We start from the raw sequence: 26,047 nt of genomic DNA on the forward strand, positions 1-26,047 counted from the left end.
GGATGAGCCCGAACCGGCGCTCAGACCCCCCGGACGTGCGCCGCGTGGTGGAGGCGGTCTACCGCATCGAGTCCGCCCGCATCATCGGCGCGCTCGCCCGGCTGGTCCGTGACGTCGGGGTGGCCGAGGAGCTGGCCCAGGACGCCCTGGTGGTGGCCCTGGAGCAGTGGCCGGGCCGGGGCGTGCCGGACGATCCCGGCCCGTGGCTCATGGCCACGGCCAAGCACCGGGCGATCGACTACCTGCGGCGCCAGGAGACCTACCGCCGCAAGCTCGCCGTCGTCGGGGCCGAGGACGGCTTCAGCGAGGAAACGGCGATCGTCGACGCCCTCGACGACCACATCGGCGACGACACGCTGCGGCTGATCTTCACCGCCTGCCACCCGTCGCTGACGACCGAGTCGCAGGTCGCCCTCACCCTGCGGATGCTGGGCGGCCTGCGCACGGACGAGATCGCCCGGGCCTTCCTGACCACGGAGGCGACGGTCTCGCAGCGGATCCTGCGGGCCAAGAAGGCGCTGCGGGGCGTGGCGTTCGAGCTGCCGCCGGCGAGCGAGGCGCCGGCGCGGCTGTCGGCGGTGCTCGGGACCGTCTACCTGATCTTCAACGAGGGCTACTCGGCGACCGCGGGCGCGGACTGGGCGCGGCCCGAGCTGGCGAAGGAGGCCCTGCGCCTGGGCCGGGTGCTGTGCGGGCTGATGCCCGGCGCACCCGAGGTCCACGGCCTGACGGCGCTGATGGAGCTGCAGGCCTCCCGGATCGGCGCCCGCACCGATGCCGAGGGCCGCCCCGTGCTGCTGGCCGACCAGGACCGGCGCCGCTGGGACCGGCTGCTGATCCGGCGCGGGCTGGCCGCCCTGGCGCGCGCCGAGGAGCTGGGCACGCTCGGCCCCTACGGCCTGCAGGCCGCGATCGCCGCGGGTCACGCCCGGGCGCGCACGTTCGAGGACACGGACTGGTCCCGCATCGCCGCGCTGTACCGCCTGCTGTCCCACGTCGCCCCGTCGGCCGTCGTCGAGCTCAACCGGGCCGTGGCGGTCGGGATGGCCGACGGCCCGGCCGCGGGCCTGGAGCTGCTCGACGGGCTGCGCCTGCCCGGCTACCCGCACCTGCCGGCCGCGCGCGGCGAGATGCTCGAGCGCCTGGGCCGCACCGCGGAGGCGCGGGCCGCGTTCGCCGAGGCCGCCCGGCTGACCAGGAACGACGCCGAGCGCGCGGTGTTCACGAGACGCGCGTCATCCGCTTGAGGCGGTACATCTCCGCGTCCGCGCGCCGCAGGAGACCGTCCGGGTCGCCCGGCGGGCCCTCGGCGAAGCCGACGCTCGCGCGAATCGGCAGGAGCCGGTCATCGACCCGGACCGGGGCCTCCATCAGGGTCAGGAAGCGCGCGGCCGTGCCCGCCGCCACCTCCCCGTCCGCGTCCGGGAGCAGCACGGCGAACTCGTCGCCGCCCAGCCGCGCCGCGAGGCCCGGCGACGGTGTGGCCGCGGCCAGGCGCTCGGCCACCGCGACCAGCACCGCATCGCCGGCGTGGTGCCCGTAGGTGTCGTTGACGAGCTTGAAGTCGTTCAGGTCGACGAGCAGCACGGCGCTGTGCGAGTCCGCGGCGGCGAGGCGGGCGTCGAAGAGCGCCCGGTTGGCCAGCCCCGTCAGGCCGTCGTGCGTGGCCTGGTGCCGCAGCTCGTCCTGCAGGAGCCGGGCCTGGGTGGCGTCGCGGGCGTTGCTCACGTAGGCCCCGACGCCCGGCACGTGCAGCAGGTTCCGGCTGACCACGTCGAGCCAGCGCCAGGAGCCGTCCGCGTGGGCGTAGCGGACCTGGTAGGTAACCGTGGCGTCCGGCGCCGAGCGCAGCTCGTCCATGGCCGGGAGGAAGATCCGCAGGTCGTCCGGGTGGATGTGCGCGACGACGGGCGTGCCGAGCACCAGCGCCGGCTCCTTGCCCAGCAGCCGCTCGGTGGCCGGCGACACGTACATCAGGGTCCCGTCGACCCCGACGAGGGAGGTGATGTCGGTCGAATGCGCCAGCAGGCTGCTCATCCGCTGCTCCTGACCCTTGAGCTCGCGCACGAGGGCCGCGTTCTCGGCGAAGGCGAGCAGCTGCCGGCTGACGGCCAGCACGGTGGCGACGAAGAGCCCGCCGAGCAGGATCCACGTGTCGGCCCCGACGCCGTTGCGCAGGACGAAGGGCAGCCCGGCGAACATGCCCGCCAGCGTCGTGTACGGCAGCAGGCTGTAGGGCTTCGGCACCCGCTGGGCCGCGGGGACCGGCGGGCCGCAGACCTCCTGCAGGCGCGGGCCGAGCACCAGCAGGACCGACGACAGGAACTGGGCGCCGAGCAGCACGCCGAGGTGCGCCGAGCCGGGCGACACGAGCGACCCGGCCGCCCCCTGCAGCACGCCCGCCGCCAGCATCGGCGCCGCGGCGACGACGGTCAGCGGCGCGTTGCCGCTCAGGATCAGCTTCACCGCGGCGAAGCCGGCCACGAGGATGATCGCCGTGCCCAGCAGCAGGGCGACCAGGGCCCCGACCGGCCGCCCGGTCTGCGCCGGCAGGAGCAGCAGCCAGGCCAGCACGGCCACGCCGACGAGCACCGAGGCGGCATCGAGCCAGAAGCGCAGCCGCGCCGCCCGCGTCAGCAGGCGGCCGGGGTGGGTCAGCATGATCCACACGATGTACGCGACGCCCACGAGGATCGCGCCGGCCTGGAACGCGTTGGGCACGGCCGCGGCCGCCCCCGGGCGTGCCCACGCGACGACCGTCTGGCTGGCGTCGCCGAGCAGGAACAGCAGCGAGGTCCGGCTCACCGCACGCCAGAACCGCCGCGTGTCGGCGGGCAGGTCCATCCGGGTGACCCGGCGCGAGGCGTGCCAGAGCAGCAGGTCGGTCAGCGGCAGCAGCGACCAGAAGAGCCGGACCTGCGCGGCGTCGGAGCCGAGCCCGAGCAGGAACCAGAGCACGAGCACGCCGCCGGCCGCGACCAGGGCCCGCACCCAGGGGTCGCGGCGCACGGCGGCGAGTCCCCGGCTCAACCGGACCGCCCCGCCGCCGCGTCGCGGGCCGGGTTCAGCCGGGCGAAGGCGGCCTCGAGGTGCTCGGCCGGGCCGGGCCGGGCGAAGTGGTACCCCTGCGCCAGCCGGCAGCCGAGCCCGTGCAGCACCTCGGCCTGCTCGGCGGTCTCGATGCCCTCGGCGATCGCGGGCAGGCGGCGGCTGCTGCCGAGCTGGAGCACGGCCCGGGTGAAGGCGTGGTCGCCGTCGGGCCCGGGGCCGGTCGGCACGAACGAGCGGTCGATCTTGAGGATGTCGACGGGGAGCTGGTTGAGGTACGACAGCGACGAGTAGCCGGTGCCGAAGTCGTCGATGGCGATGCGGACCCCGTGCCCACGCAGCCGCCCGAGCGCGCCGGGCAGCGCGTCGGCTTCCCCGGCGAACACCGACTCGGTGATCTCCAGGACCAGGGCCCGCGCCGGCAGCCCCGTGCGGTCCAGCACCGCCAGGACCTCGTCGGCGAAGCCGGGCTCGGCGAGCTGGCGCACCGAGACGTTCACGGTGATCGAGGTGCCGAAGCGCTCGTACCAGCCGCGGGCGTCCCGGCAGGCCCGCTCCAGCACCCAGGCGCCGATGGGCACGATGAGCCCGGTCTCCTCGGCGACGGGGATGAACGCGTCCGGCGGCACCGGCCCGCTCGCCGGCGTCCACCGCAGCAGCGCCTCCACGGCCACGATCCGCGCGCCCGGCAGCTCGACCACCGGCTGGTAGTGCACGGCGAGCTCGCCGCGCTCGATCGCGTGCCGCAGCCCGGCGCTGATCCGCGTGAAGGTCTCCCGGGCGCTTCTGAGCTCCGATCGGTACGGCACCACGCGGTCGCGCCCGCCCCGCTTGGCGGCGCGCAGGGCCAGCTCGGCATCGGCCACGGCCTCGCGCGGGTCCTGCCCGTCGAGGTGCACGAGCCCGATGCTGGCCGCGAGGTGCACGACCCGCCCGCCGACCCGCAGCGGCGCCTTGACCTCGGCCCGCAGGAGCTCGGCGAGCTGCTCGGCCCGCTCCTGCGACCCCGGCGCGGCACCGTGCTCCACGAAGAGCGCGAACTCGTCGCCGCCCAGCCGGGCCAGGGTGTCCCCGGGCGCCGCGACCGCGCGCAGGCGGTGCGCCAGCGCGATGAGCACCTCGTCGCCGAACGCGATCCCGTGGGCGTCGTTGAGGTCGGTGAACCGGTCGAGGTCGAGCAGCAGCAGCGCGTGCCGGGGCCCGGCGGCGCCGTCCGCCCGGTCCAGGCTCCACTCCATGCGCTGCGCGAGCAGTGCCCGGTTGGCCAGCCCGGTCACCGGGTCGTGCAGGGCGCCGTGGCGCAGCTGGTCCTCCAGCGCCGCCCGCTCGTCGAGCGCGGCCTGCAGCCGGCGCCCGTTCGCCTCCAGCTCGGCCTGGCGGCGCTGGGCGAGCCGGGCCAGGCCGCCGAGGCGCGTGACGAGCAGCACCGACAGCACCGCGGCGAGGACCGAGGGCACGATGAGGTGCTGCCACTCCCCCGAGCCGCGCAGGCCGTCGGTGGTGAGGAGCCGGTAGACGGTCGCGGCCGGGCCGAGCAGCGTGGCCGCGCCGAAGAGCAGCAGCCGGCGCGAGGAGACGACCTCGGTGGCCGCCGCGGGCACGGCCGGGCGCTCGCCGGCCAGCCGCGGGTGCAGCCCGGCCAGGCCGAGCACCAGGTAGGAGCAGAGCCAGAGCGCGTTGTCGAGCCAGGCCACGTCGCGGGTGGAGCCGGCCGCCGCGTGCGCGAAGAAGATCGTGTTGGCCGCGAGCAGCAGCCCGGCGCCCGCGAGCACCAGCCGGTTCGCGCGGTTGCGGGCCGCCCCGGAGAGCAGCACGCGCACGACGACGGCGAACAGGACCAGGTCGCAGACGGGGTACACGAGCGCGAGGCTCAGCGCGAGGGGGCCGATGGCCGTGTGGTGCAGGTACGGATGCAGCAGCAGCATCCAGTCGATGACGGCGAACCCGGCCACCACGATGGACGCGTCCAGCAGGGCGAGCCGGGCCCGTCCCCCGGCGGCGCCGATGAGCCCGGCGATGAGCAGGGCGTAGGAGGTCAGGTACCCGAGGTCGTTCCACGACGGGAAGGGCACCTGGCCGTGGTGGGTCAGCGCCTCGATCGTCCACACCAGGTCGGAGAGCAGCCGGGCGGCGAACCCGGCGCCGACGAGCCGCCACGCGGGCGCGACCGAGCGGCGGTCGCGGGCCATCCGCAGCAGCAGCGGGGCGGCCCCGGCCAGGCAGCCGAGCATCCACAGGACGCGGGCGAGCGGGCCGGCGGCCAGCGACGATCCCACGATCGCGGCGGCACCGGCCGCGACCAGGAGCCGGGCGCGTCCATGCATGCCTACCAGCTCACCGGCCGCGGGTTGCGCATCCGGTGCACGGGCGGTGTCCCGCGGTTGGTCTTTTGAACCGGCCGCCGCGGGGGAAACAGGATGATGTGCGGGTTCTCGGCGGACGGTACCGACTGCGGCGCAAGCTGGGCGAAGGTGGCATGGCCAGCGTCTGGGAGGCGCACGACGAGGTCCTGGACCGTGAGGTCGCCGTGAAACTGCTCACCCCCGAGCACACCGCGGACCCCGAGGCGTTCGACCGGGCCCGCAACGAGGCCCGCTCCGGCGCCCGCTTCGCGCACCCGAACGTCGTGTCGGTGTACGACTTCGGCACCTCGCGGCGGGCCGGGCGCGGGACCGCGTACCTGGTGATGGAGCTGGTCGAGGGCCAGCCGCTGGACGCCGTGATGAACGAGGGGCCGCTGGACTGGCAGGTCGCCGGCCGGGTGTGCGCGGAGGTCGGGGCGGGCCTGGCCGCGGCCCACGGGCACGGCGTCGTGCACCGCGACATCAAGCCGGCCAACGTGGTGCTGACCCCGGCCGGAGCCAAGATCCTCGACTTCGGGGTGGCCGCCCGCACCGGGCAGGCGGACCAGCTGCCCGACGGGACGCTGATGGGGACGCCGGCGTACCTCGCGCCCGAGCGCCTGCTGCCGGGCGCGGCAGCGGCCCCGCCGGCCGACGTGTACGCGGTCGGGGTCCTGCTCTACCAGTGCCTGACCGGGCGGCTGCCGTTCCCGGCCGACACCGACGAGCAGATGCTGCACGCCCACCGCCATGTCCCGCCCGAGCCGCTGCCGCAGATCGCCGGGATGCCCGAGGAGGTCCTCGAGGTCTGCGAGGCGAGCCTGGACAAGCTGCCGGAGGCGCGGCCGACCAGCGTGGCGCTCGCCCTGATCCTGTCGGCCGCGGTCGACGTGCCGGTACACGTGCCGCCCGTGCTGCACCCGCACGCCATGTCGCCGACCCTGCACGCGACGACGGAGGCGATATCCGCTTGACCGCCGTGTGAGGGTCGCCCTGTGGACGATTCCTTCCAGCTCAACCGGGCGCAGTGGGACGAGCGGGCACCGGCGCATGCGGCGTCGCGCGGGTACAACCTGCGGGGCTTCGACGACCCGGAGCACCTCAGCGACGTCGTGCGCTTCGACCGGCCCCGCCTCGGCGACGTGCGCGGGCTGCGGGCCGTGCACCTGCAGTGCCACATCGGCACCGACACGCTCTCCCTGCACCGGCTGGGCGCGCGGGTCACCGGTCTCGACTTCTCCCCCGCGTCCCTGGCCGAGGCGCGCGCCCTGGCCGAGCGGGCCGGGGCGGACATCGACTACGTGGAGTCGGACGTCTACGGCGCCCCCGGGGTGCTCGAGGCGGGCGCGTTCGACCTGGTGTACACCGGGGTCGGCGCCCTGTGCTGGCTGCCCGACATCCGCCGGTGGGCCGGGGTCGTGGCGACCCTGCTGCGCCCCGGCGGGCGGCTGTTCATCCGCGAGGGCCATCCCGTGCTGTGGGCGATCGACGAGACGCGCAAGGACGATCTGCTGGTCCTCAGCTTCCCGTACTTCGAGACGCCGGAGCCCCTGGTGTGGGAGGAGGCCGGCTCCTACGTCGACACGACCGCGCAGTTCCAGCACAACGTCACCCACTCGTGGAACCACGGGCTGGGCGAGATCGTGAGCGCGCTGCTCGCCGAGGGGCTCCAGCTCACGATGCTGGAGGAGCACGACAGCTGCCCGTGGGACTGCTACCCGGGGCGGACGGTCGAGGACGCGGAGGGTGAGTACCGGCTGGCCGAGGGGCGTGCGCGTCTGCCGCTTACATACACTCTGCAGGCGCGTAAACCGTAGATCTCATCCTTTGGGAGGCCGTGCCGTGGGCGAGGAGCAGGACGTCAACCAGGTCGTGGCCGAGGCCGCCCGTGCCGCCCGCGCCGCGGCCGCCTCGCTCGCCGCGGCGCCGGCCAAGACCATCGACGAGGCCCTGCGCGGGATGGCCCGCCGCCTCGCCGCCGGCCCGGACGCGATCCTCGAGGCCAACCGCGCCGACGTGGCCGCGGCCGAGGCCGGCGGGATGAGCGGCGGCCTGCTCGACCGGCTCCGCCTCGACGAGGCCCGGCTGGCCGGCATGGCCGAGCAGCTGAACATCCTCGCCGACGTGGAGCCGGAGCCGGCCCGCCGGACGGTCCGCGAGCTCGGCGGCGGCCTGGTGCTGCAGGAGTGGCGGCGCCCGGTCGGCGTCATCGGCGCCAACTACGAGGCCCGCCCCAACGTAACCGTCGACGTCGCCTCGCAGCTGATCAAGAGCCAGAACGGCGGGGTGCTGCGCACCGGCTCGGCCGCCCTGGCCTCGGCGATCGCGCTCATGGACGAGATCGTCGCGCCGGCCCTGGCCGAGGCCGGCCTCGACCCGGCCGCGGTGCAGCTCATCCGGGCCCGGGGCCGCGAGACCGCCGACGCCCTGGTGTCCCAGCCGGGCCTGGTCCCGCTGGTGATCCTGCGCGGCAGCGGCGAGAGCACCCGGACCCTGGCCGAGAAGGCGGCGCTGCGGGGCGTGCGCACCCTGGCCCACGCCGACGGCGGCGGCGTGCTCTACATCGACGCGGCGGCCGACCTCGGCAAGGCGTTCGCGCTCATCACCGCGGGCCTCGACCGGCTCGGCGTGTGCAACCGGCTCAACCTGCTGCTCATCCACCGCTCGCACTACGAGGACCTGGTGCCGCGGGTCACCGAGGCCGTGGCGCCGCGGATCGCCGTCTCGCTGCCGCCGCACGCGCACGCGCTGGGCTACGAGTGGGCGCTGGACTCCGACCGCGAGGCGACGATCACCGTGGCGCCCGTCGACTCCCCGCTCGCCGCCGCGCGCCTGGCCAACGACGAGACGTCGGGGCTGGCCGCGGGGATCGTGACCGAGGACGCGGCGGCGGCCCGGGAGTTCCTCGGCGCCTACGCCGGCACCGGCGCGTTCTGGAACGCCACGACCCGGCTGCTGGACGGGTTCAAGCTGCTCAACGTGCCCGAGACGGGGATCAACATCGACCGCGTGCCGGGGCCCCGGGGGCCGGTGACGTTCCGGGACCTCTCGCTGCGGCAGTACGCGGTGGTGCCGGCGGATCGGCTCGCCGACCTCGACTAGGACTCGACTAGTAGCGGAACACGGCCACGGTGCGGCGTAGATCGCCCGCGACCTGGTTCAGTTCCTCGGCCGTGGTGGCCGTGCTCCTCGCGATGCCCGTGGTCTCGTCGGCCGCGGCCGCCACGCCGTTGACGTTCGTGCTGATCTGGCTGGCCCGGCCCGCGACCTGGCTCACCGTGCGGCTCATCTCGGCCGTCGTGGCCGACTGCTCCTCGACCGCCGCCGCGATGCTCGCCTGGGCGTCGCGGATGGTCGTGATCACCTCGCTGATCGACTCGATGGCGTACACCGCCGCGGCCGAGTCTCGCTGGATGGCCCCGACGCGCTGGACGATGTCCTCGGTCGCGCGGGCCGTCTCCTGGGCCAGGTCCTTCACCTCGGTCGCGACGACGGCGAAGCCCTTGCCGGCGTCCCCGGCGCGGGCGGCCTCGATCGTGGCGTTCAGCGCCAGCAGGTTCGTCTGCTCGGCGATGGAGGTGATGAGCTTGACGACGGTCTCGATCTCGCGGGAGGACTGGCCGAGACTGCCCAGTACCGTCGCCGCCTCCGCCGCCTCGTGCACGGCCCGGTCCGCGGTGGCCGCGGCGTCGGAGGTGCTGCGGGCGATCTCCTGGATCGAGGCGCCGATCTCCTCGGAGCCGGTGGCGACGGTACCGATGTCCTGCGTGATGCCGTCGGTGGCCTCCGAGGCCAGGTGCACCTCGCCCGACGAGCGGGCCGCGCTGTCGTTCATGGCCCCGGCCGCGCTGGTGAGCTGGGCGGCCGCGGTGGAGACCCGGCCCACGTTCCCGTCGACCTCGCGCAGGGAGCCGCCGAGGCGCTCGAGGCCCCGGTTCAGCGCGTCGCCCATCCGGCCCACCTCGTCGCGGCCGGCGACCCGCAGCCGGCCCCCGAGGTCGCCCTCGGCGACGGCTTCGAGCACGCGGACCGTCTCGCGCAGCGGGCGGGAGATCATGCGGCTGACGATCGAGGAGAGGACGGCCGCGAGCACGACGGCCGCGACGATCATGCCGATGATGAGCAGGCGGGAGCGCTCGTACGAGCTCTGCGACGCGCTCAGCGTGTTCTGGGACTTGACGTCGACGGCCGCGTTGAGCCGGTCGAGCGCGGCCTGGGCGGCGACGGTCAGCGGGTCGGCCTTCGTCTTGCGGATCTCGGTGATCTTGGCCTCGTCGGTGGTCGAGGCCTGGGCCAGCGGCAGCAGCTCCTGTTGCAGCACCGTGCGGTAGTCGGCGAGGGCCTGTTCGAAGGCGCCCCGGTCGCTCAGCTCACCGGCGGCGGGCAGCGCGATGAACTTGGCCCACGCCGTGTCCAGGGCCGCGTTCGACTGCTGGATGTTGCGCAGGGCGGTCGCCATGTCGGCCGGCGTCGAGGACAGCGCCATGTTGGCGACCTCGGACTGGACGGTCTTGAAGGACAGCCCGACGTCGTCGAGGTCCGCCACGTCCTGGAGGTTGTCGGTGTACATCAGGTGCAGCCGGTCCTGGGCACCGGCGAGCTGCACGATGCCCAGGACCCCGACCCCCACGAGCAGGACGCACACGACCGCGACGGTCGAGGCGAGCTTCGCGGCGATCGGCAGATTGCGGACCATGCCCGACCAATCGGCCGAGGGCCCGGCTACGTGAGCAGTGTTCCGCGAATCCAGTCGTGGAGGGGGTCCACCCGGGTGGTGGCCTCCTCCTGGTCGTGCGGGCAGGAGGGGCCGGTGCTCTCCACCGAGGCGAGCACCGGGAACCTGGCGTTGCGGCCGGTCTCCGCGAAGTAGGGCGCGCCCGAGTCGTACTCGCACGCGCTCGTGTCGGGCGCCGGGCGGTAGCCCTTCACCCCGATCGTGCCCGGGGCGACCGCGGACACCTTGACCTGCCCGGTCTGCAGGTGCCCGGCCGGGGCCGTGTCCGTGGACACGAGCTTGCCCCACCCCGTGATGCGCAGCACGTCGCCGACCGCGGGGGCCTTCTCGGCCACCCGCAGCGGCACGATGTCGTACACCGGCTTCGCGAGCTTGGCCATCGCGATGTCGCCGCTCGGGCCCTGCCGCACGGAGACCACGTGCACCACGTGGCCGCCGCGGCGCGACAGGTCCGCGCGCCCGACCGTCGCGGTGGTCTCGTAGGGCACCGGCCCGGAGACGGGGTTGCGCTGCGGGTCGTGGAAACAGTGCCCGGCGGTGATGATCCACCACGGCGACAGGAGGGCCGCCGAGCAGGCGCTGCCGTAGTGGGTCCCGTCGGGCTTGGGGATGTCGGTCATGGTCAGCTTCACCGCGAACCGGTACCGCCCTTCCGGCACCGGGTTGCCGTTCGCGACGGCGTTGGCGGGTGTGGCGAGGCTCATCCCGGCCGCCGCCACCACTGCGGTGAAGGCGACCAGGCGAGTGAACCGTGACGTCATGTCCAAGCTCGTCTCCACATTTACGGCTTTTTATGCACCTTGCACGCGCACGATCGCCACCGCAGCCTTTACGCGCCTTGTGCGCAAACGATCACCACCGCGACTTTTATGCGTCTTGTGCGCGCACGATCGCCACCGCGGCCGCCCGGCAGGTCTCGCGCGCCTCCGCCACAGTGAGCCCGCGCACGTCGAAGAGCACGATGAACGCCTCCCAGCCGATGACGATCGCGAGCATCGAGACAAGTCGCTCGAACCGCTCGGGCCCGAGCCGCTCCCGCGCCGGCCCGACGGCCCGCTCGATCCACTGGACGCGGCGGTACCCCCGGCGGGGCTCCCCGTCGTCCGGCGGCGCGTCGACGGTGAGCCGGACCAGCCGCCGCCCCAGGGGCAGGACGGTCTCCATGTCGGCGAACATCGCGTCCACCAGCGCGAGCACCCGCGCCTCGAGATCGTCTTCCGGCACGGCGTCCAGCGCCGCGTCGACGTCGACCCGCATCGCCCCGACGGTCGCGTCGATGAGCAGCTGGTCGAGCGTCGGGAAGTGCAGATACACCGTCCGCCGCGACACCTCGGCCGCCGCCGCGATGTCCGCGGCCGACGGCTCACCCCCATCGGCGAGCAGCCGGGCGGCCGCGTCGACGATCGCCTTGCGGGTGCGCCGCCGCTGCGCCACCCGCCCATCCGTGCCGGCCACCACACGCCTCCCGTCGCCCCTTGACATCGCCGTTCACTATACCCGAGTGTATTAAGTGCACACCTGTGCAGTGAAGAGGAGTCGGTCATGTCGGTCACGTTCGTCAACCTGTTCGAGGTCGCCCCGGAGCGCGACGAGGACTTCCTGGCCCGGTGGCAGGAGGTCAACGAGTACATGCGGGTCAAGCCCGGCTACGTGCGCCACACCCTGCACCGGGCGCTCGGCTACGGGACGCGCTACCGCTACGTCAACGTCGCCGTCTGGACGAGCCCGCAGACCCACGGCGCCGCCCACGACGACGGGTTCCGCGCGCTGGTCTCGGCGCCGCAGTGGCGCGACTACCCGTCGACCCCCGGCCTGTTCGAGGTCGTCCACGCCGGCCCGTGACGGTCGCCGACCGGCCTCACAGCGCGGCGGGCATGTCGGTGTAGACCGGGTCCGCCAGCTCGCCGTCCGGCGTGACGCGCAGCGAGGCCAGCTGGGTCGGCGGCGTGCCGCGGTCCCAGATGCGCTGGTTGCGGATCGTCGCCGAGCGAACCCGGGCGTTCACGCGGATGCCCGCGGCCGGGTGACCCGCGGTGCCGTTGCCCCGGATGCGGTTGCCCACGAGGAACGGGTCGATCAGCTCGCCGTCGAGCCGGATGCCGTCGCCCGCGTTGTCCCAGATGTCGTTGCCGTCCAGCACCACGTCGCTCGCCGGGACCGAGATGGCGCCGGGGAGGTTGTGCTGGCGGTAGCCGTTGCCCCCGTTGCGGCTGATCCGTGACGCCGTGACCGTGTAGCCGCCGGGGGTGTTGCCGATGCTCACCCCGTCGCCCGCGTTCGAGTCGACCAGGCAGCCGGTCACCACGCCGTAGCGCCCGGCCACGTGCGTGGTGCCCTGGCCGGACACGTCGAAGCCCGCGGTGTGGTTGCCGATCATGGTGCAGCCGGAGACGAGCAGGCCGTCGGCGCCCCAGTCCGAGATCCCGTACTTGTTGTCCTCCGCGTGGCACCCCACGATCCGAATCCCGCGCGGCGGCGTCCAGGTCGCGTCCTGCAGCTCGACGAAGATCCCGTTGGTGCCGTTGCGCCGGGTCACGCACTCGGTGACGGTCAGCCGCTCGACCGTGCCCCAGCCGCCGACGCCGATCCCGATCCCCGCGCCGCCCTTCTCCCAGCCCGTGTCGAGCCGGCCGCAGTGCACGGCGACGACGCGCTCCACGGTGCAGTCCTGCAGGAAGTCGCAGCCGAACCCGGTCGCCGGGGTGTCGTGGATATAGAGGTCGCGGAAGGAGCCTCTCAGGACGTACTGCAGCCCCAGGCCCTTGGCGAGCACGTCGTAGGTGGGCAGGCGCAGCTGCGAGCCGTCGATCTCGAAGCCGGCGAAGGTCACGTCGGCGATCGGGCGCTCCGGGGCGGCGCCGTGCTGCAGGGCGGTCCAGAACGCCAGCGGCGTCGGGGTGCCCGGCGCGCCCGGGTTGGACAGCAGGAACCGCGTGGCCGACGGCCCGTCGCCGACGAGCGACACGCCGGTGCGCCAGACGGTGCCGGCGTCCCGGATCGCGTACGTCGCCGCCGGGCAGTAGATGACCTCGCCCGGCGGGCTGGAGTCGACCAGCTTCTGCAGCGCCGGCTGGTCGTTGGTGACACCGTCGCCGGCGAGGCCGTGGTCGAGCGCGTTGATCACGGGGAGTCGGATACCCGCAGGGCCGTGAGTATGCGCGCGAGCTCGGCCCGATCCCGCTCCGGCAGCGCCGCGAAGAAGCGCTCTCCCTGTGCTCCCCGCTCCGCCTTGATCCGCCCGGCCGCGTCCTCGCCCGCGGGCGTCAGGCGCACCAGGGTGGCCCGGCGGTCGGCGGGGTCGGGGAGCCGCTGCACCATCCCGCGCTCCTGCAGCCCGTCGACGACCTCGGTGGTCGAGCGCGGGGCGATGCGCAGGTGGTCGGCCAGCTCGCTGAGCCGCATGGTGCCGTGCTTGGCGAGCACGAGGAACGCGCGCCCCTGCCCGGGCGTGATCCCGAACGGCTGCAGCGACTCGTGCGACTGGTGCCGCAGCCGCCGCGCGACGCTCCAGAACAGCTCCGAGAGGTTCTCGTCCTCCACGGGAACACGATACCAGCGGTTTGTGTTGTTCCCTCATAGTGAGGTACCCTCAGCATATCCGACAGAAGGGAGCTCCCCTTGGAGCCCAATCCCCCCACCCGCCCGCGCGGGTCCCGCAAGCTCTCCGCCGCCGAGAAGGCGCAGGCCAAGCAGGTTTCGCTGGCCCGCATCGGCCGGCTGTTCACCCGGCACCGCGGCCGCCTGGCCGCCGTCGTGCTCATCATCGTGGCGTCGTCCATCCTCTCGATGGCCTCGCCGTTCCTGCTGCGCGAGGTCATCGACCGCGCGCTGCCGGCCCGGGACGTCCGCCTGCTGGTCTGGCTGGTGCTCGGCATGGTCGCCGTCGCCGCCGTGACCTCCGCGCTCGGCGTGATCCAGACCTGGCAGTCGACGAAGGTCGGCCAGCTGGTCATGCACCGCCTGCGCGTCGACGTGTTCACGCACCTGCAGCGGCAGTCCGTCGGCTTCTTCACCCGCACCCGCACCGGCGAGGTGCAGTCCCGCATCACCAACGACATCGGCGGGATGGAGGCGGTCGTCACCAACACCGCCACCTCGATCGCCTCGAACCTGACCACCACGGTCGCCACCGCCGTCGCCATGGCGGCGCTGTCCTGGCGGCTGTCGCTCGTCTCCCTCGTCGTGCTGCCGCCCGCGATCTACCTGACCCGCCGGGTCGCGAGCATGCGCCGCGAGATCACCGCCCAGCGCCAGCGCGAGCTGGCCGACCTCAACGTGACCATCGAGGAGGGCCTGTCCGTCAGCGGCGTGCGCCTGTCCAAGACGATGGGCGCGGGCGGCGCGGTCGTGCGCCGCTTCACCGAGTCCTCCGAGCGCCTGATCGACCTGGAGCTGCGCTCCGAGCTGGCCGGCCGCTGGCGGATGGCCTCGATGAGCATCATCTTCGCGGCCATCCCCGCGGTCATCTACCTCAGCGCCGGGCTGCCGATGACGGCCGGGACGCTGAGCATCGGCACCCTGGTGGCGTTCACCTCGCTGCAGGCCGGCCTGTTCCGCCCGCTCATGGCCCTGCTCGGGGTCGGCGTCCAGCTCACCAGCTCGCTGGCGCTGTTCGCGCGGATCTTCGAATACCTCGACCTGCCCGTCGAGGTGGCCGAGCCCGAGCACCCGAAGCGCCTGCCCGAGGTCCGCGGCCACCTGCGCTTCGAGGACGTCACCTTCACCTACCCCGGCAGCGACTCGGCCGCGGTGGCGGGCGTCAGCCTCGACGTGCCGGCCGGCACCTCACTGGCCCTCGTCGGCGAGACGGGCTCGGGCAAGAGCACGATCGCCGCGCTCATCGCCCGCCTGCACGACCCCGGCGCCGGCCGCATCACCATCGACGGCGTGGACCTGCGCGACCTGAGCCTGACCGACCTCGCCGGCATCGTCGGCGTGGTGAGCCAGGAGACCTACCTGCTGCACACGACCGTCCGCGAGAACCTCCGCTACGCCCGGCCGGACGCGTCCGACGCCGACATCGAGGCCGCGGCACGCGCGGCGCAGATCCACGAGCTCATCGCCGCCCTGCCCGAGGGCTACGACACGGTCGTGGGCTCGCGCGGGTACCGCTTCTCCGGCGGCGAGCAGCAGCGCATCGCGATCGCCCGCACCCTGCTGCGCGACCCGCGCGTCCTGGTCCTCGACGAGGCCACGAGCGCGCTGGACAACGAGACCGAGCGCGCCGTCCAGCGGGCCTTCGACGACCTGGCCCGAGGCCGGACCACGATCACGATCGCCCACCGGCTCTCGACGGTCCGCGACGCCGACCAGATCGCGGTCGTCGACCACGGGCGCGTCGTCGAGCGGGGCACGCACGCGGGGCTGCTGGCCGCGGACGGGGCGTACGCGACGCTGGCGGCCTGAGCGGCGGGCCACACCGTGTGCCCGATCGCCGTGCCCCGATCGCCGGAGTCCGGGAACTCCCTGATGACGGGGGTGGCGCGGCCGGGGCATGCTTGGTGGCATGGGTCGTTTCCTGATTGGTGCCGTCGCGGTCGTCGTGGGCCTGTTCGTGGTCGGCGCGATCGCCGTGTGGGTGTTCCACGCCCTGCTCAGCGTGCTCGGTTACCTCATCGTCGGCGCCCTGGTGGTGGGGGGCGGGCTGTGGCTGTACGCCAAGGCCAAGCGCGGCCTCGGCGGCTCCCGCAACCAGCGCCGCCTCGAGGCCGGCCTGGCGACGTGGAAGCAGCGCAACCGCTGAGCCTGAGCGCTGCGCCCCGCTGAGCGTCAGTTCCGGCGCGCGATCGCCGCGTTCAGGGCGGTCGCGAAGCCGGTCCAGGCCACGTAGGGGACCAGGGCGGCCCCGGCCGTCCGGTCCGCCTGCCAGGCCCGCCGCAGCAGGTCGAGGTTCGACGCGTTGAGCAGCGCGATCTCGGCCAGCGCGGCGCGGGGCCGGCGGGCCCCGAAGAAGATCGCCGTCCACGCCGCGTTGAGCGCCAGGTTGGCCCCGTAGGCGGCGGCGAACGAGCGCTGCCCCGGGCCCCGGCGGGCGTCGAGCGCCCGCGCCCCGGCGAAGGCGATCAGCCCGTACAGCGGCGTCCACACCAGCGGGAACGCCTGCCGGGGCGGCTGCCACGAGGGCTTCTCGAGCCGCCGGTACCACGGGTCCCCGGGCCGCGTCACCAGCGACCCGATCCCGGCCGCGGCCGTGACCGCGGCGGTCGTCCTGAGCCATGTGGGAACGTGCATGCCCTGCTGGTACCCACCGCCGCGGTCAACTCACCTCGGCGTCACCTCGAGCACGCGGGTGGCGGGGACCGCGGCACCGTAGCGCTCCCGCAGCGCCTGCCGATCCGGGTCCTCGGTGAACGCCGTCAGGCCCTCGCGCGAGGCGAACCGGATGACCTGCACCTCCTCGCGGCCGGTGGTGAGCCGGCGCTCGAGGGTCCCGCCGTGGCGGGGCAGCAGGGCCAGGACCTCGTCCTCGTAGCGCGCCGAGTCCTCCGACACCAGGTCGACCAGCGCCACCAGCAGCAGTTCCGTCACCGCGACAGCCAAGCACACCCCGCGGAGCGCGACGAAGCCGCCCGCCGGTCCGTGCGACCGCGTCAGTAGGCGGCGCGGTGGTCGGCGGCGTACTCGGCGAACGTGCGCGCGGGGCGGCCGAGCACCGCGGCCACGCCATCGGTCGGCGGGTGCTGCGGCCGGTCGAGGTGGCGCCGGTAGCGGGCCATGAGCGCCTCGGCGAACGGGCCGGGCAGCCCGCCCGCGGCCATCGCCCGCGCGGCCGCCTCCGCCGGGACCTCCTCGAACCGCAGCGGCCGGCCGAGCACGGCGCCGAGGATCGCGACCTGTTCGCCGTGGCTGAGCGACTGCGGCCCGGTGAGCTCGAGCACGCCGTCACCGGCCCCCAGCAACGCCCGGGCCGCGACCTCGGCGAGGTCCCGCTCGTCGACGAGCGACTCCTCGAAGGCGCGGAAGGCGTACCGCACGACGTCCCCGGCCCGCAGCTGCGGCCCGAAGGCGCGGACCGTGTTCGCGGCGAACGAGCTCGCGCGCAGGGCGGCCCATGGCAGCCCGCTCCCGGCCGCGGCCCGCTCGGCCTCCCGGTTGCGGTCGCCGGCGAGGCGGGACGGCTGGTGCTCGGGCGGCTCGTCGACGTTCATCGCGGAGAGCGCGACGACCCGCCGCACCCCGCACTCCCGGGCCAGGGCGGCGAGCTCACCCGCCCGCTCCCCCACCGCCCGCGGGTGCAGGAACAGCGCGTGCACGCCGCCCGCGCGCAGGGCTTCCTCGGCGGTGCCGCCTGCGGCGCGGCTGACGGCCCGCACGGCGTGCCCTCCGGCCTGCAGCGCGGCGACGAGATGGCGTCCGACAAGGCCGGTGGCGCCCGTGACCAGGATCATGACGGCTCCTCTGCGAGTATGGTGATTCCGGGACCAATACTTTACGAGTTTCATAATATATGGACTTGCACATGGAACGGGAGTTCAGATCATATGAGTTCCGTAACACCTTCCCGGCGGCGGGCGACCAACGCGATCAAGGAGTCGCTGCGCGCGCTCAGCACCGAGCTCTCGCTGCTCAACCACCGGGTGGGGGCCCGGCTGGAGCTCAAGGACGCCGACTTCGACTGCCTCGACGTGATCCACCGCCACGGTCCGCTGAGCCCGAGTGCCCTGGCCCGCCACGCCGGGCTGCACCCCGCGACGATGACCGGGGTGCTCGACCGGCTCGAGCGCGGCGGCTGGGTGGCCCGCGACCGCGACCCGGAGGACCGCCGCGCCGTGGTGATCCGGGCGCTGCGCGAGCGCAACGCCGAGATCTACGCGCTCTTCGCCGGCATGAACGGCCGGATGGACGAGCTGTGCGCCGGCTACGACGAGGCCGAGCTCGCCCTGCTGGCCTCGTTCCTGGACCGGGTCACCGAGGCCGGCCGGACCGCCGCGGACGAGCTCAGCTGACGTCCCAGACGCGCACCACGCCGTCGCGGGAGCCCGTGGCCAGGCGGGTGGCGTCCTTCGGGCTGAAGGCGAGCGCGTCGATCGGGCTGCCCGCCTGGTCGTAGGAGCGCAGGTGCGCATACGTGGCGGGATTCCACAGGTGTACCCGCTGGTCGTCCCCGGCCACCGCCAGCACGGACCCGTCCCGGTCGAAGGCGACGGCGTTCACCGGCGTCCGGTCGCCGGCCAGCCGAGCTGCCACCACGCCCGCCTGGCCGGGCCACAGCAGCACGTCGCCGTCGGCCCCGGCGGTGGCCAGCGGGTAGCCCCCCGGGCTGAACGCCAGCGCCCGGATGGTGTCGCCGTGCGTGACGGTGGCGTCGACCGGCTGGCGGGCGCCGTCGGCGCTGCTGTAGACCGCCGGCGCCGGGGCCGTCCCGGCGAGCGCGACGTCGGTCGCGTCCTTGGCGCCCGGGTTGAACGCGGCCGCCGTGACCGTGCCCGGGTTGAACGCGCCGAGCTCGGCGCGCTGGCGGCCGGCGGCGACGTCGTACACGAGGCCGAAGCCGGTGTCGCCGCCCACCACCAGCAGCGCGCCGGTGCGGTCGAAGCCGAGCGCGGTGATCTGGAACGGGCGGTTGAGGGCGATGCCCTCGCCGCTCTCCTGGCGCGAGGCCACGTTCCAGAGGTGCACGCGACCGTCGTCGCCGCCCGCGGCCAGCAGCTTGCCGTCGGGGCTGAACGCGACCGACCGGGTCGCGGCGTTGGTGGTCAGCGTGGTCGCCTTCTCGTCGCCGACGTCCCACAGGCGCAGCGTCTTGTCGTCGCCGACGGCCGCGAGGAGCCGGCCGTCGGGGCTGAACGCGACGGCCCGCACGGCGCCGACGGCCCCGCGCAGCTCGGCCACGACCGGCCCGCGGTGCAGCCAGGCGCGCACGCCGAGCACCCCCGCGACCACGACGAGGATCACGACCACGATCCCGGTATGCCGCCCCCAGCCCCGCTTCCCCGCGGCGGGCAAGGACTTCGGCTCGGGCTTCGGAGGCGTCACCGGCTCGGGCTTCGGCTCGGGTTTCGGAGGCGTCACCGGTTCGGCAACAGCCGCCAGCACGACCGGCTCGGACTCCGGCGCGGCGAGCACCGGTGTCAGGTCCTCCGTCGGCAGGGCGGTCTCCCAGCGCGCGGCCGGGGCCAGGAGGCTGCCCTCCGCGACGGCGAGCTCGGGCTGGTCGACGATCGTCGGCGCGATCCGCAGCGCCCGGTGCAGGAGCGTCGCGGCCAGCGGGATGCGGGACGAGCCGCCGACGAGGAAGACACCGGCGATGCGCTCCGGCACGGCGCCCGACTCGCGCAGGACGCGCACGGTCAGCGCGACGGTCCGGTCGAGGTACGGCCGCGCCGCCGCCTCGAACTCCTCGCGCGTCAGGTGCAGGTCCTTGTCCACCAGGGGCAGGTGCAGGTCGGCGGTCGCGTGCCGGGTGAGCTGCTCCTTGGCCGCGCGCGCCCCGGTCCACAGGGCCCGCCGGGCCTGCTGGTCGGCCTGGCTCTGCGGCCAGTCGAGGCGCCCCCAGGCCTCGGTGGCGCCGGGCGTGAGCGTGCGGGCGTGCTGGACCACGGCCGCGTCGAGGTCGAGCCCGCCCACGTCGGCCAGCCCGTCCGCGGCGAGGACCTCGAAGCCCCCGCCGGCGGCCGTGCGCCGCACGACGCTCACGTCGAAGGTGCCGGCGCCCAGGTCGTACACCACGACGGTATGGCCGGGCCGCAGGTCGTGGACGGTGCCGAAGTGCGCCGCGGCGGCCACGGGCTCGGGGACCAGCCCGACCTCGCCCAGCCCGGCCCGGCGCGCGGCCTCGGCGAGCAGGCTCAGGCGGGTCCGGCCCCAGGCCGCCGGGTGGGTCAGCACCGTCTCGCCGATCGGGCCGCCCGCGACCCGCCGCGCCTCGGTGCCGACCCGGTCCAGGATCGCCGCGAGGACTTCGGCGACGGGGAACTCCCGCTCCCCCAGCCAGACGGTGCCGTCGTCGATGCGGCGCTTCGGGTTGGCCTCCAGCCCCGCGGGCTGGGCGATCGCGGCCCGCTCGGCGTCCTGCCCGGTCAGCAGCCCGGGCCCGGAGCCGGCGAAGACCGCGGAGGACAGCAGCGGCGAGGCGTCGAACAGCAGGGGCCGCGACGCGCCCGGGAACGCCAGCACGGCAACGGTCGTCGACGTGCCCAGGTCGATGCCGAGCCGGTATGCCACCCGCACACTGTACGAGTCCCGGCCAAATCCATGAACTCTGGTCAATCCCCGGGCGCTGGCCGATCTCAGCCCGCGGCGGCCTCCGCCATCAGGTGGAACGCCTGGGCCTCGGCCGAGGTGCCCGGGCGGTCGAACGTGGGCGCGCCGCAGACCGAGGTGACGAGCCCGTCGACCACGAAGGGGGCCACGGCGGCGCGCAGGGAGTCGGCGACGGCCGTGTAGGAGCCCGGGAGCCAGCCGTCGGCGACGCCGGTGTACGCCGCGTACGCCAGCATCTGCGCGAGGTTCGCCTCCCGGAACGAGCCCGGATCGTCGAGCACGTCCCCGAAGAGCCCGTCGCCCCGGCGCCACCGCAGGCAGGCGTCGATCACCTCGCGCGCGTGCCCGGCGAGGGGCGCGGCGAGGCCCGGGTCGTGCCGGATGGCCCGCGCGAGCCCGGCGGCGACCCAGCCGCTGCCGGTGCCCCAGCGCTTCGGGCGGTTGTCGGCGGCGAGGTAGAGGCCGTCGCGGCACAGCCGGGCGCGGTGACCCTCGGCCTGCCGCACGGCCAGGTCGGGGCGGCCGGCGAGGGCGAGCATCGGCACCACCATGTAGACGGAGTCGGCCCAGACCTCCGGCGCGTCCAGCAGGTGGTAGAGGGTGCCGTCCGCGGCGCGCGGCGCCCGTTCGACGATCCAGTCCAGTTGACGGCGGGCGGGTTCGGCGGCATCGAGCAGTACGACACCCTGATAGATGGCGGCCGAGTTCACCGATCCGCGTTCGCCGCCGATGGTGCCCAGCCGGCCGTCCGGGCTCTGGTGCACGACCGCGTCGCGGGCCAGCCGCCGGGCCAGGTCGGTCAGCCCCAGGTCGAGCAGGGCGTGGATGGCCACGCCCTGCTCCCAGTTCTGCCGCTGCATCGCCAGCAGCGTGAGCAGGACCGGATTCACCCTGCGGTCACTGCTGGGGCGTGAGCACGAAGAGGGGGATCTGCCGGTCGGTCTTCTGCTGGTACTCGTCATAGGCCGGCCAGGTCTCGGTGGCCCGCTTCCACCACTGCTCCTTCTCCGCGCCGGTGACCTCGCGGGCCGTGTAGTCGCGCTTGACCGGCCCGTCCTGCAGCTCGACGTGCGGGTTGGCGACGACGTTGTGGTACCAGACCGGGTGCTTCGGCGCGCCGCCCAGCGAGGCCACGACCGCGTACTCCCCGTCGTGCTCCACCCGCATGAGCGGGGTCTTGCGGATCTTGCCCGACTTGGCGCCGAGCGTCGTCAGGATGATGACGGGCCGGCCCTGCATCGTGTTGCCCTCCGCCCCGTTGGTGCGCTCGAACAGTTCGGCCTGATCACGCGACCACTCGGACGGGCTCGGCTCGTACTCACCGGACAACGGCATGGTGCATGCTCCTCACTGATCCTTGATCTCCTCGTCGACGCTACCCTCCGGCTCCGTTTCGGGCTCGGGTTCGGGTTCGTCGGCCTCGCCGTCGGTGTCCTCCACCCCCGGCGGCTCCTCACTCTCGTCCGTGGGCTCGCCGTCGGGGTGCTCGGCGAGGTACCGCACGGCGGTGTTGCCCACCGCGAGCAGCGGCACCGCGACGAGCCCGCCGACGATCCCGGCCGCCACCACGCCCGTCGTGATCGCCAGGATCACCGCGAGCGGGTGCAGCGCGACCGCCCGGCCCATGATCAGCGGCTGGAGGACGTGCCCTTCCAGCTGCTGTACGGCGATGACGACGCCGAGCACGAGCAGCGCGCTGACCGGCCCGTTGGTGACGAGGGCGACGAGCACCGCGACCGTGCCGGAGAGCGTGGCCCCGATGACGGGGATGAACGCGCCGAGGAACACGAGCGCGGCCAGCGGCAGCGCGAGCGGGATGCGCAGGACGGCCAAGCCGATGCCGATGCCGAGCGCGTCGACGAACGCGACCAGCACCGTGGCCCGCACATAGGAGACCAGGGTGTACCAGGAGTAGTGCCCGGCCCGCGCGACGGGCAGCCGGGCCTGGTGCGGCAGCAGCCGGCACAGGAACGCGAAGATCTGCCCGCCGTCGCGCAGGAAGAAGAACAGCGTGAACAGCACCAGGAAGAACCCGGTGGCCACCTCGCCGAGCGTCGTCGCGGTGCTCAGGGCCCCGGAGGTCAGCGCGCCCCGGTTGGCCGTGAACTGCTTCTCCAGCGAGCTCACCGTGTCGTTGAGCTGTTTCTCGGAGATGTGCAGCGGCCCGTAGTTGAGCCAGCGCTGGATCTCGCCCAGGCCCTCGCCCACCCGGCCGGAGAGGTTGTCGAACTGGGTGATGAACGTGTAGATGATCACGCCCAGGCCGCCGAAGACCACGAAGAGGCCGCCGACGAGCACGATCGCGGCGGCCAGCGAGCGATGCAGCCCGTGCCGGCGCAGCCAGCCGGCCACGGGCTCGAGCAGCGCGGCGAGCAGGATCGCCACGGCGACCGGGATGACCATCAGGCGCAGCGCGGCGATGACCTTCAGGAGCAGGTACGCGGCCAGGATGAACAGCACGATCCGCCAGGCCCAGGCCCCCGCGACCTTGATGCCGCGGGGGATGCCGTCCTCCACAGTGGACGCGGGCCGCACCTCCACCGGCCCGGCGAAGGGCGGCACGGAACGCGCCGCGCTCAGCCGCGTCCGGGCACGCTCACCGACCTGGGTTATCCACTGCGCCATGCCACGGCTGTACCCCTATCGAGGTGGGATCAACCGGGCATTACTTCTGGCGGTCGTACCGGGAGAAGTCGTCGGGGTTGTCCTTGCTCGACGTGCGCCAGATGTCGCCGTTGCACGTGTAGTTCGTCGGGTCCAGGTTGGGCTCGAGCTGGATCTTGCCGGCCTCGGTGCCGTCGACGCTGATCGTGACGACCGTGGTCGCCTCGCCGCCCGCGTAGGAGATCACGCCGTCCTTGGTGGTCATCTTCCACTCGGTGCGCCCGGCCCAGGTCGCGGTGACGGTCCGGCCGTCGTCGGTCTTGCCGCTGTAGGACGTGGCGGTGTCGTCCTCGATGGCGTTGCCGTCGTCCTTGATCTCCCAGATCTTGCCGCCGCCGCTCATCTTGACCGTGGTCAGGTTCCCGCGCTTGGCGGTGTCCGTGCCGGTGAGGTCGACGACCTTCTGGTACGACGTCTGCTTCCACTTGCCGACCAGGCACTTGTCGATCGGGCCGCTCTGCGAGGAGCCCGCCTGCGGGGTCGTGGGACTGTCGGGCTTGCGGTTGAGCGAGACCACGACGATGGCGACCACGACGACCACGAGCAGCACCGAGCTGATGATGAGCGCGGGGAAGAACTTGCTGCGGCGGCCGGAGCCGTCGGCGCCCGGCATGGGCGGGGCGGAGGTCTGGTACGCCGGGGGCTGCTGGTACGCCGGGGGCGCGCTGTACTGCTGGGACGCGTACGGCACGGCGGAATACGGCTGGGCGGGCTGCTGCTGCGGCGGCTGGTACTGAGGGTATTGCGGCTGAGGCTGCTGGTACTGAGGGTATTGGGGCTGGGGCGGCTGCGGCGGATACTGCGGCTGGGGCTGGCCATAGGGCTGCTGGGGCGGGTAGCCGCCGCTCTGGTCGGGCTGCTGCCACTGCCTGCTCGGGTCCACGTCCCCATCCTCCCCCATGCGGCCGCACGGCTAACTTGCCTCGCAACGTTCACGCGTCCTTCCGCGTGAACCCCTCGCGTCATTCGCCGTCGAGAATGGCACACGCGCACATCTTTCGCAGGTCGCATTTTCCGGCAAAAGCCGCGTATCGCCGCGGCGCTGACCAGCGAAATCCCACTTGGCGCCAACTGGCCGACCCACGGCGGGGCTTTGTGTGTGACGATCGATCGGAGCGGGTACACGTCGCGCACCGGGCAGGCCCGTCGGAGGAGGTTGGGCGTCATGCTCAGCGAGAGCGAGCAGAAGCGGCTCGCAGACATCGAAGCCGCGTTGCGCAGCGACGCGCGCTTCGTCAATGGATTCAACCGGGCCATGACTCGCCGGATCACGCCCCGCCGGGTGACCTCGGTGATCATCGCCATCGCCGCGATCGTCGGCGCCATCATCGGCCTGGCCGCCGGCAGCGTCTTCGGGACGGTGCTGGCGATCTGCGCCCTCGGCGTCGCGGGCGGCGTCTGGACCTACCGGTCGGCGCAGCCCGAGCCCGTGGCCCCCCTGATAGACACCGAACTCTAGGACTGCCCCCATCGCGTTCCCCGGCCCCGCCAGGCGCCGGGGAACCGTCGTATCACGACCCGGCCTCTTGCGCTCCGGAGTTCGGCGCGGATGGATGTGTCGCAGTGGCGGGGTGACCCGGGGTGGCGCGACGGTCGTGCCGGCGCAGGATGTCACGGTCGTCGGCGAAGCGGACCGAGCGACCTGATGGCGGCGGGATCGGGCGACCACGACCGGCAGCGCGCCGTTCGAGGCAGGAAACGCCTGCATGACGTCGGCCGCCGGCAGCCGATATGTTCGCCATATGCGCGCCCGCGTGGCCGGAGATCGCCATTGTTCAGCCCGCGGGAATTGGCCGCTGTGCGCGATCGCACGAAGGCCAGGAAATGGTGGCCGGGGAAGGACGAGTTCCGGAAGGAAGCGCAGCGGCGGCGCGACTGGGGACTGGTGAGGCGGCACGCGGAGAAGCCGCGCCACATCCACGACCCCGCCGCACCCCCGCGGAGCCCCGCAGAAGTTACCCCCACTCAAGCCCATTCCGGCCCCGCCACAATACCGGTCGACGGGGTTCCCGAAGGCAACGACCGCGCAATTCCACCGACCCGCTCCACCACCCGAGCACACCACGCAAAAGCATTGCACCACCGAGCAACAGGGCACGATCCGGAAAGCGACCGGGACGCCGCCTCCCGCGCGCCCGTCCCATTGACGGCCGCCGGTATCAGACTTTTCGCCCGACGGGCGATCTGTCCCGAATGGGCGAAATGCGGGCGTGTCGATCTTGCCCCGGACGGGGCCAGGCGGGACAGTGGTCCGGTGATGCCTCCGATCGCCAGGCTCAAGGCGGCGCTCAACGGTGGCCGGGCGCCCGGCGAGCACCCGGGCCTGCCCTGCTCCCCCGCCGAGCTCGCCGACGCCGCGCAGCGCGCGGTCGCGGCCGGGGCCGAGGCCGTGCACCTGCATCCGCGCGACGACGCCGGTGCGGAGTCGCTGGCGGCGGCCGACGTGGGCGCGGCGGTCGCGGCCGTGCGCCGGACCTGCCCCGACACGCCGGTCGGGGTCACCACGGGGCTGTGGATCACCGGGCGGGACGTTGACGCGCGGCAGGAGGCGGTCGCGGGGTGGGCGGGGCTGTCGCGGTACGAGCGGCCGGATTTCGCCTCCGTCAACGTCTCCGAGCCCGGGTTCACCGCGCTCGCCGCCACGCTGGGCGAGCTCGGCGTCGCGGTCGAGGCCGGCGTGTGGACGCTCGAGGACGCCGGGGCGCTGTCGATCGCGGGCGGGGTGCCTCGGGTGCTCGTCGAGATCATGGGGCCCGGCGTGGACGCCGGGGCGATTCTGGCGCGGCTCGACGAGGTCGGGGTGGCGGGCGAGCGGCTGCTGCACGGCGAGGGTCCGCTGTGCTGGCCGATGGTCGAGCTGGCGGGGCGGCTCGGGCTGCCGACGCGGATCGGGCTCGAGGACACCCTCACCGGTCCGGACGGCGCGCCCGTGGCCGACAACGCGGCGCTGGTACGGCTCGCGCTGTCGGTCTGGTCATCGGCCCGATCGGGTTCATAGCGCGTCCGCGGCCGTCGGACCGCGGCCGGAGCCGGGCACGAGCAGGGCGACGGCGGC

24 protein-coding genes and 1 pseudogene are annotated in these 26,047 nt (G+C 73.9%); 10 read left to right on the forward strand and 15 right to left on the reverse strand.

Features of this window, described 5'->3' with window-relative positions:
* Positions 1-2: 2 nt before the first annotated feature.
* Complete coding sequence (locus tag AC6JBM_RS32260) at positions 3-1,247, forward strand: RNA polymerase sigma factor (RefSeq protein ID WP_497977792.1); 1,245 nt, start codon at positions 3-5, stop codon at positions 1,245-1,247.
* Here the strand turns inward: AC6JBM_RS32260 and AC6JBM_RS32265 are convergent.
* A complete protein-coding gene (locus AC6JBM_RS32265; protein WP_497977793.1) occupies positions 1,222-3,030 on the reverse strand; it encodes a diguanylate cyclase domain-containing protein in 1,809 nt (602 codons plus the stop codon). The genes AC6JBM_RS32260 and AC6JBM_RS32265 overlap by 26 nt on opposite strands.
* On the reverse strand, positions 3,027-5,372 hold the full coding sequence (locus AC6JBM_RS32270) for a putative bifunctional diguanylate cyclase/phosphodiesterase (RefSeq protein WP_497977794.1): 2,346 nt from the start codon (positions 5,370-5,372) through the stop codon (positions 3,027-3,029). Before AC6JBM_RS32270 ends, AC6JBM_RS32265 begins: the two co-directional genes overlap by 4 nt.
* A gap of 98 nt (positions 5,373-5,470) precedes the next feature.
* Here AC6JBM_RS32270 and AC6JBM_RS32275 point away from each other — a divergent pair, with 98 nt between their 5' ends.
* The 3 genes from AC6JBM_RS32275 to AC6JBM_RS32285 are packed head-to-tail and all read left to right on the forward strand — an operon-like array spanning position 5,471 to position 8,492.
* Positions 5,471-6,364 (forward strand): serine/threonine-protein kinase, encoded by an 894-nt coding sequence (locus tag AC6JBM_RS32275; protein WP_497977795.1) that lies wholly within the window; start codon positions 5,471-5,473, stop codon positions 6,362-6,364.
* A gap of 21 nt (positions 6,365-6,385) precedes the next feature.
* Entirely contained in the window at positions 6,386-7,207 is an 822-nt protein-coding gene (locus tag AC6JBM_RS32280) for a class I SAM-dependent methyltransferase (RefSeq protein WP_497977796.1), read from the forward strand.
* A 25-nt stretch (positions 7,208-7,232) separates the two neighbouring features.
* A complete protein-coding gene (locus tag AC6JBM_RS32285; RefSeq protein ID WP_497977797.1) occupies positions 7,233-8,492 on the forward strand; it encodes an aldehyde dehydrogenase family protein in 1,260 nt (419 codons plus the stop codon).
* Between the two features lie 7 nt (positions 8,493-8,499).
* Here AC6JBM_RS32285 and AC6JBM_RS32290 read toward each other — a convergent pair whose 3' ends face one another.
* The 3 genes from AC6JBM_RS32290 to AC6JBM_RS32300 all read right to left on the reverse strand — a co-directional run bounded on the left by AC6JBM_RS32290 (position 8,500) and on the right by AC6JBM_RS32300 (position 11,580).
* Positions 8,500-10,086 carry a methyl-accepting chemotaxis protein gene (locus AC6JBM_RS32290; RefSeq protein ID WP_497977798.1) on the reverse strand — a complete coding sequence of 529 codons (1,587 nt, stop codon included), beginning with the start codon at positions 10,084-10,086 and terminating at the stop codon, positions 8,500-8,502.
* Positions 10,087-10,112: 26 nt separating this feature from the next.
* Positions 10,113-10,886 carry a S1 family peptidase gene (locus AC6JBM_RS32295; RefSeq protein WP_497977799.1) on the reverse strand — a complete coding sequence of 258 codons (774 nt, stop codon included), beginning with the start codon at positions 10,884-10,886 and terminating at the stop codon, positions 10,113-10,115.
* Positions 10,887-10,992: 106 nt separating this feature from the next.
* Positions 10,993-11,580, reverse strand: a complete 588-nt coding sequence (locus AC6JBM_RS32300) for a TetR/AcrR family transcriptional regulator (protein ID WP_497977800.1) — start codon at positions 11,578-11,580, stop codon at positions 10,993-10,995.
* Positions 11,581-11,667: 87 nt separating this feature from the next.
* On the opposite strand from AC6JBM_RS32300, the gene AC6JBM_RS32305 reads away from it, so the two are divergent.
* The gene (locus tag AC6JBM_RS32305; protein ID WP_497977801.1) at positions 11,668-11,967 is read left to right on the forward strand and encodes an antibiotic biosynthesis monooxygenase family protein; all 300 of its coding nucleotides are present in this window, start codon (positions 11,668-11,670) and stop codon (positions 11,965-11,967) included.
* Positions 11,968-12,142: 175 nt separating this feature from the next.
* Here AC6JBM_RS32305 and AC6JBM_RS32310 read toward each other — a convergent pair.
* A pseudogene (locus AC6JBM_RS32310) lies at positions 12,143-13,261 on the reverse strand (right-handed parallel beta-helix repeat-containing protein); the annotation flags it as partial.
* Positions 13,246-13,665: a MarR family winged helix-turn-helix transcriptional regulator gene (locus AC6JBM_RS32315; RefSeq protein ID WP_497986558.1), complete on the reverse strand. Its 420-nt coding sequence runs from the start codon at positions 13,663-13,665 to the stop codon at positions 13,246-13,248. The pseudogene AC6JBM_RS32310 and the gene AC6JBM_RS32315, both read right to left, overlap by 16 nt.
* Before the next feature lie 78 nt (positions 13,666-13,743).
* On the opposite strand from AC6JBM_RS32315, the gene AC6JBM_RS32320 reads away from it, so the two are divergent.
* Together AC6JBM_RS32320 and AC6JBM_RS32325 are read left to right on the forward strand one after the other, a co-directional pair.
* Complete coding sequence (locus AC6JBM_RS32320) at positions 13,744-15,531, forward strand: ABC transporter ATP-binding protein (protein WP_497977802.1); 1,788 nt, start codon at positions 13,744-13,746, stop codon at positions 15,529-15,531.
* Between the two features lie 100 nt (positions 15,532-15,631).
* Complete coding sequence (locus AC6JBM_RS32325; RefSeq protein WP_433085581.1) at positions 15,632-15,868, forward strand: hypothetical protein; 237 nt, start codon at positions 15,632-15,634, stop codon at positions 15,866-15,868.
* Positions 15,869-15,894: 26 nt separating this feature from the next.
* Here AC6JBM_RS32325 and AC6JBM_RS32330 read toward each other — a convergent pair whose 3' ends face one another.
* From AC6JBM_RS32330 to AC6JBM_RS32340, 3 genes are all read right to left on the reverse strand, one after another.
* Positions 15,895-16,356, reverse strand: a complete 462-nt coding sequence (locus AC6JBM_RS32330; protein WP_497977803.1) for a TspO/MBR family protein — start codon at positions 16,354-16,356, stop codon at positions 15,895-15,897.
* 30 nt (positions 16,357-16,386) lie between these two features.
* Positions 16,387-16,653 carry a DUF1330 domain-containing protein gene (locus AC6JBM_RS32335; RefSeq protein WP_497977804.1) on the reverse strand — a complete coding sequence of 89 codons (267 nt, stop codon included), beginning with the start codon at positions 16,651-16,653 and terminating at the stop codon, positions 16,387-16,389.
* A 62-nt stretch (positions 16,654-16,715) separates the two neighbouring features.
* Complete coding sequence (locus tag AC6JBM_RS32340) at positions 16,716-17,513, reverse strand: NAD-dependent epimerase/dehydratase family protein (protein ID WP_497977805.1); 798 nt, start codon at positions 17,511-17,513, stop codon at positions 16,716-16,718.
* A gap of 93 nt (positions 17,514-17,606) precedes the next feature.
* Between AC6JBM_RS32340 and AC6JBM_RS32345 the strand changes: the two genes are divergently transcribed.
* The gene (locus tag AC6JBM_RS32345) at positions 17,607-18,071 is read left to right on the forward strand and encodes a MarR family transcriptional regulator (RefSeq protein ID WP_350626564.1); all 465 of its coding nucleotides are present in this window, start codon (positions 17,607-17,609) and stop codon (positions 18,069-18,071) included.
* Here AC6JBM_RS32345 and AC6JBM_RS32350 read toward each other — a convergent pair.
* The 5 genes from AC6JBM_RS32350 to AC6JBM_RS32370 all read right to left on the reverse strand — a co-directional run bounded on the left by AC6JBM_RS32350 (position 18,064) and on the right by AC6JBM_RS32370 (position 23,875).
* Positions 18,064-20,289, reverse strand: a complete 2,226-nt coding sequence (locus AC6JBM_RS32350) for an Hsp70 family protein (protein WP_497977806.1) — start codon at positions 20,287-20,289, stop codon at positions 18,064-18,066. The genes AC6JBM_RS32345 and AC6JBM_RS32350 overlap by 8 nt on opposite strands.
* A gap of 65 nt (positions 20,290-20,354) precedes the next feature.
* On the reverse strand, positions 20,355-21,218 hold the full coding sequence (locus AC6JBM_RS32355; RefSeq protein ID WP_497977807.1) for a glycoside hydrolase family 88 protein: 864 nt from the start codon (positions 21,216-21,218) through the stop codon (positions 20,355-20,357).
* A gap of 7 nt (positions 21,219-21,225) precedes the next feature.
* Positions 21,226-21,663 carry a nitroreductase family deazaflavin-dependent oxidoreductase gene (locus AC6JBM_RS32360; RefSeq protein ID WP_497977808.1) on the reverse strand — a complete coding sequence of 146 codons (438 nt, stop codon included), beginning with the start codon at positions 21,661-21,663 and terminating at the stop codon, positions 21,226-21,228.
* 12 nt (positions 21,664-21,675) lie between these two features.
* Complete coding sequence (locus AC6JBM_RS32365) at positions 21,676-22,953, reverse strand: AI-2E family transporter (protein WP_497977809.1); 1,278 nt, start codon at positions 22,951-22,953, stop codon at positions 21,676-21,678.
* A gap of 40 nt (positions 22,954-22,993) precedes the next feature.
* The gene (locus AC6JBM_RS32370) at positions 22,994-23,875 is read right to left on the reverse strand and encodes a hypothetical protein (protein ID WP_497977810.1); all 882 of its coding nucleotides are present in this window, start codon (positions 23,873-23,875) and stop codon (positions 22,994-22,996) included.
* Between the two features lie 282 nt (positions 23,876-24,157).
* Here AC6JBM_RS32370 and AC6JBM_RS32375 point away from each other — a divergent pair, with 282 nt between their 5' ends.
* Both AC6JBM_RS32375 and AC6JBM_RS32380 read left to right on the forward strand, forming a co-directional pair.
* Positions 24,158-24,451, forward strand: coding sequence for a DUF3040 domain-containing protein (locus AC6JBM_RS32375; protein WP_350626532.1), 294 nt, complete (start codon positions 24,158-24,160; stop codon positions 24,449-24,451).
* Between the two features lie 798 nt (positions 24,452-25,249).
* Positions 25,250-25,990 carry a 3-keto-5-aminohexanoate cleavage protein gene (locus tag AC6JBM_RS32380; protein WP_497986559.1) on the forward strand — a complete coding sequence of 247 codons (741 nt, stop codon included), beginning with the start codon at positions 25,250-25,252 and terminating at the stop codon, positions 25,988-25,990.
* Positions 25,991-26,047: the final 57 nt, after the last annotated feature.

This window comes from Dactylosporangium thailandense (genome assembly GCF_059739745.1).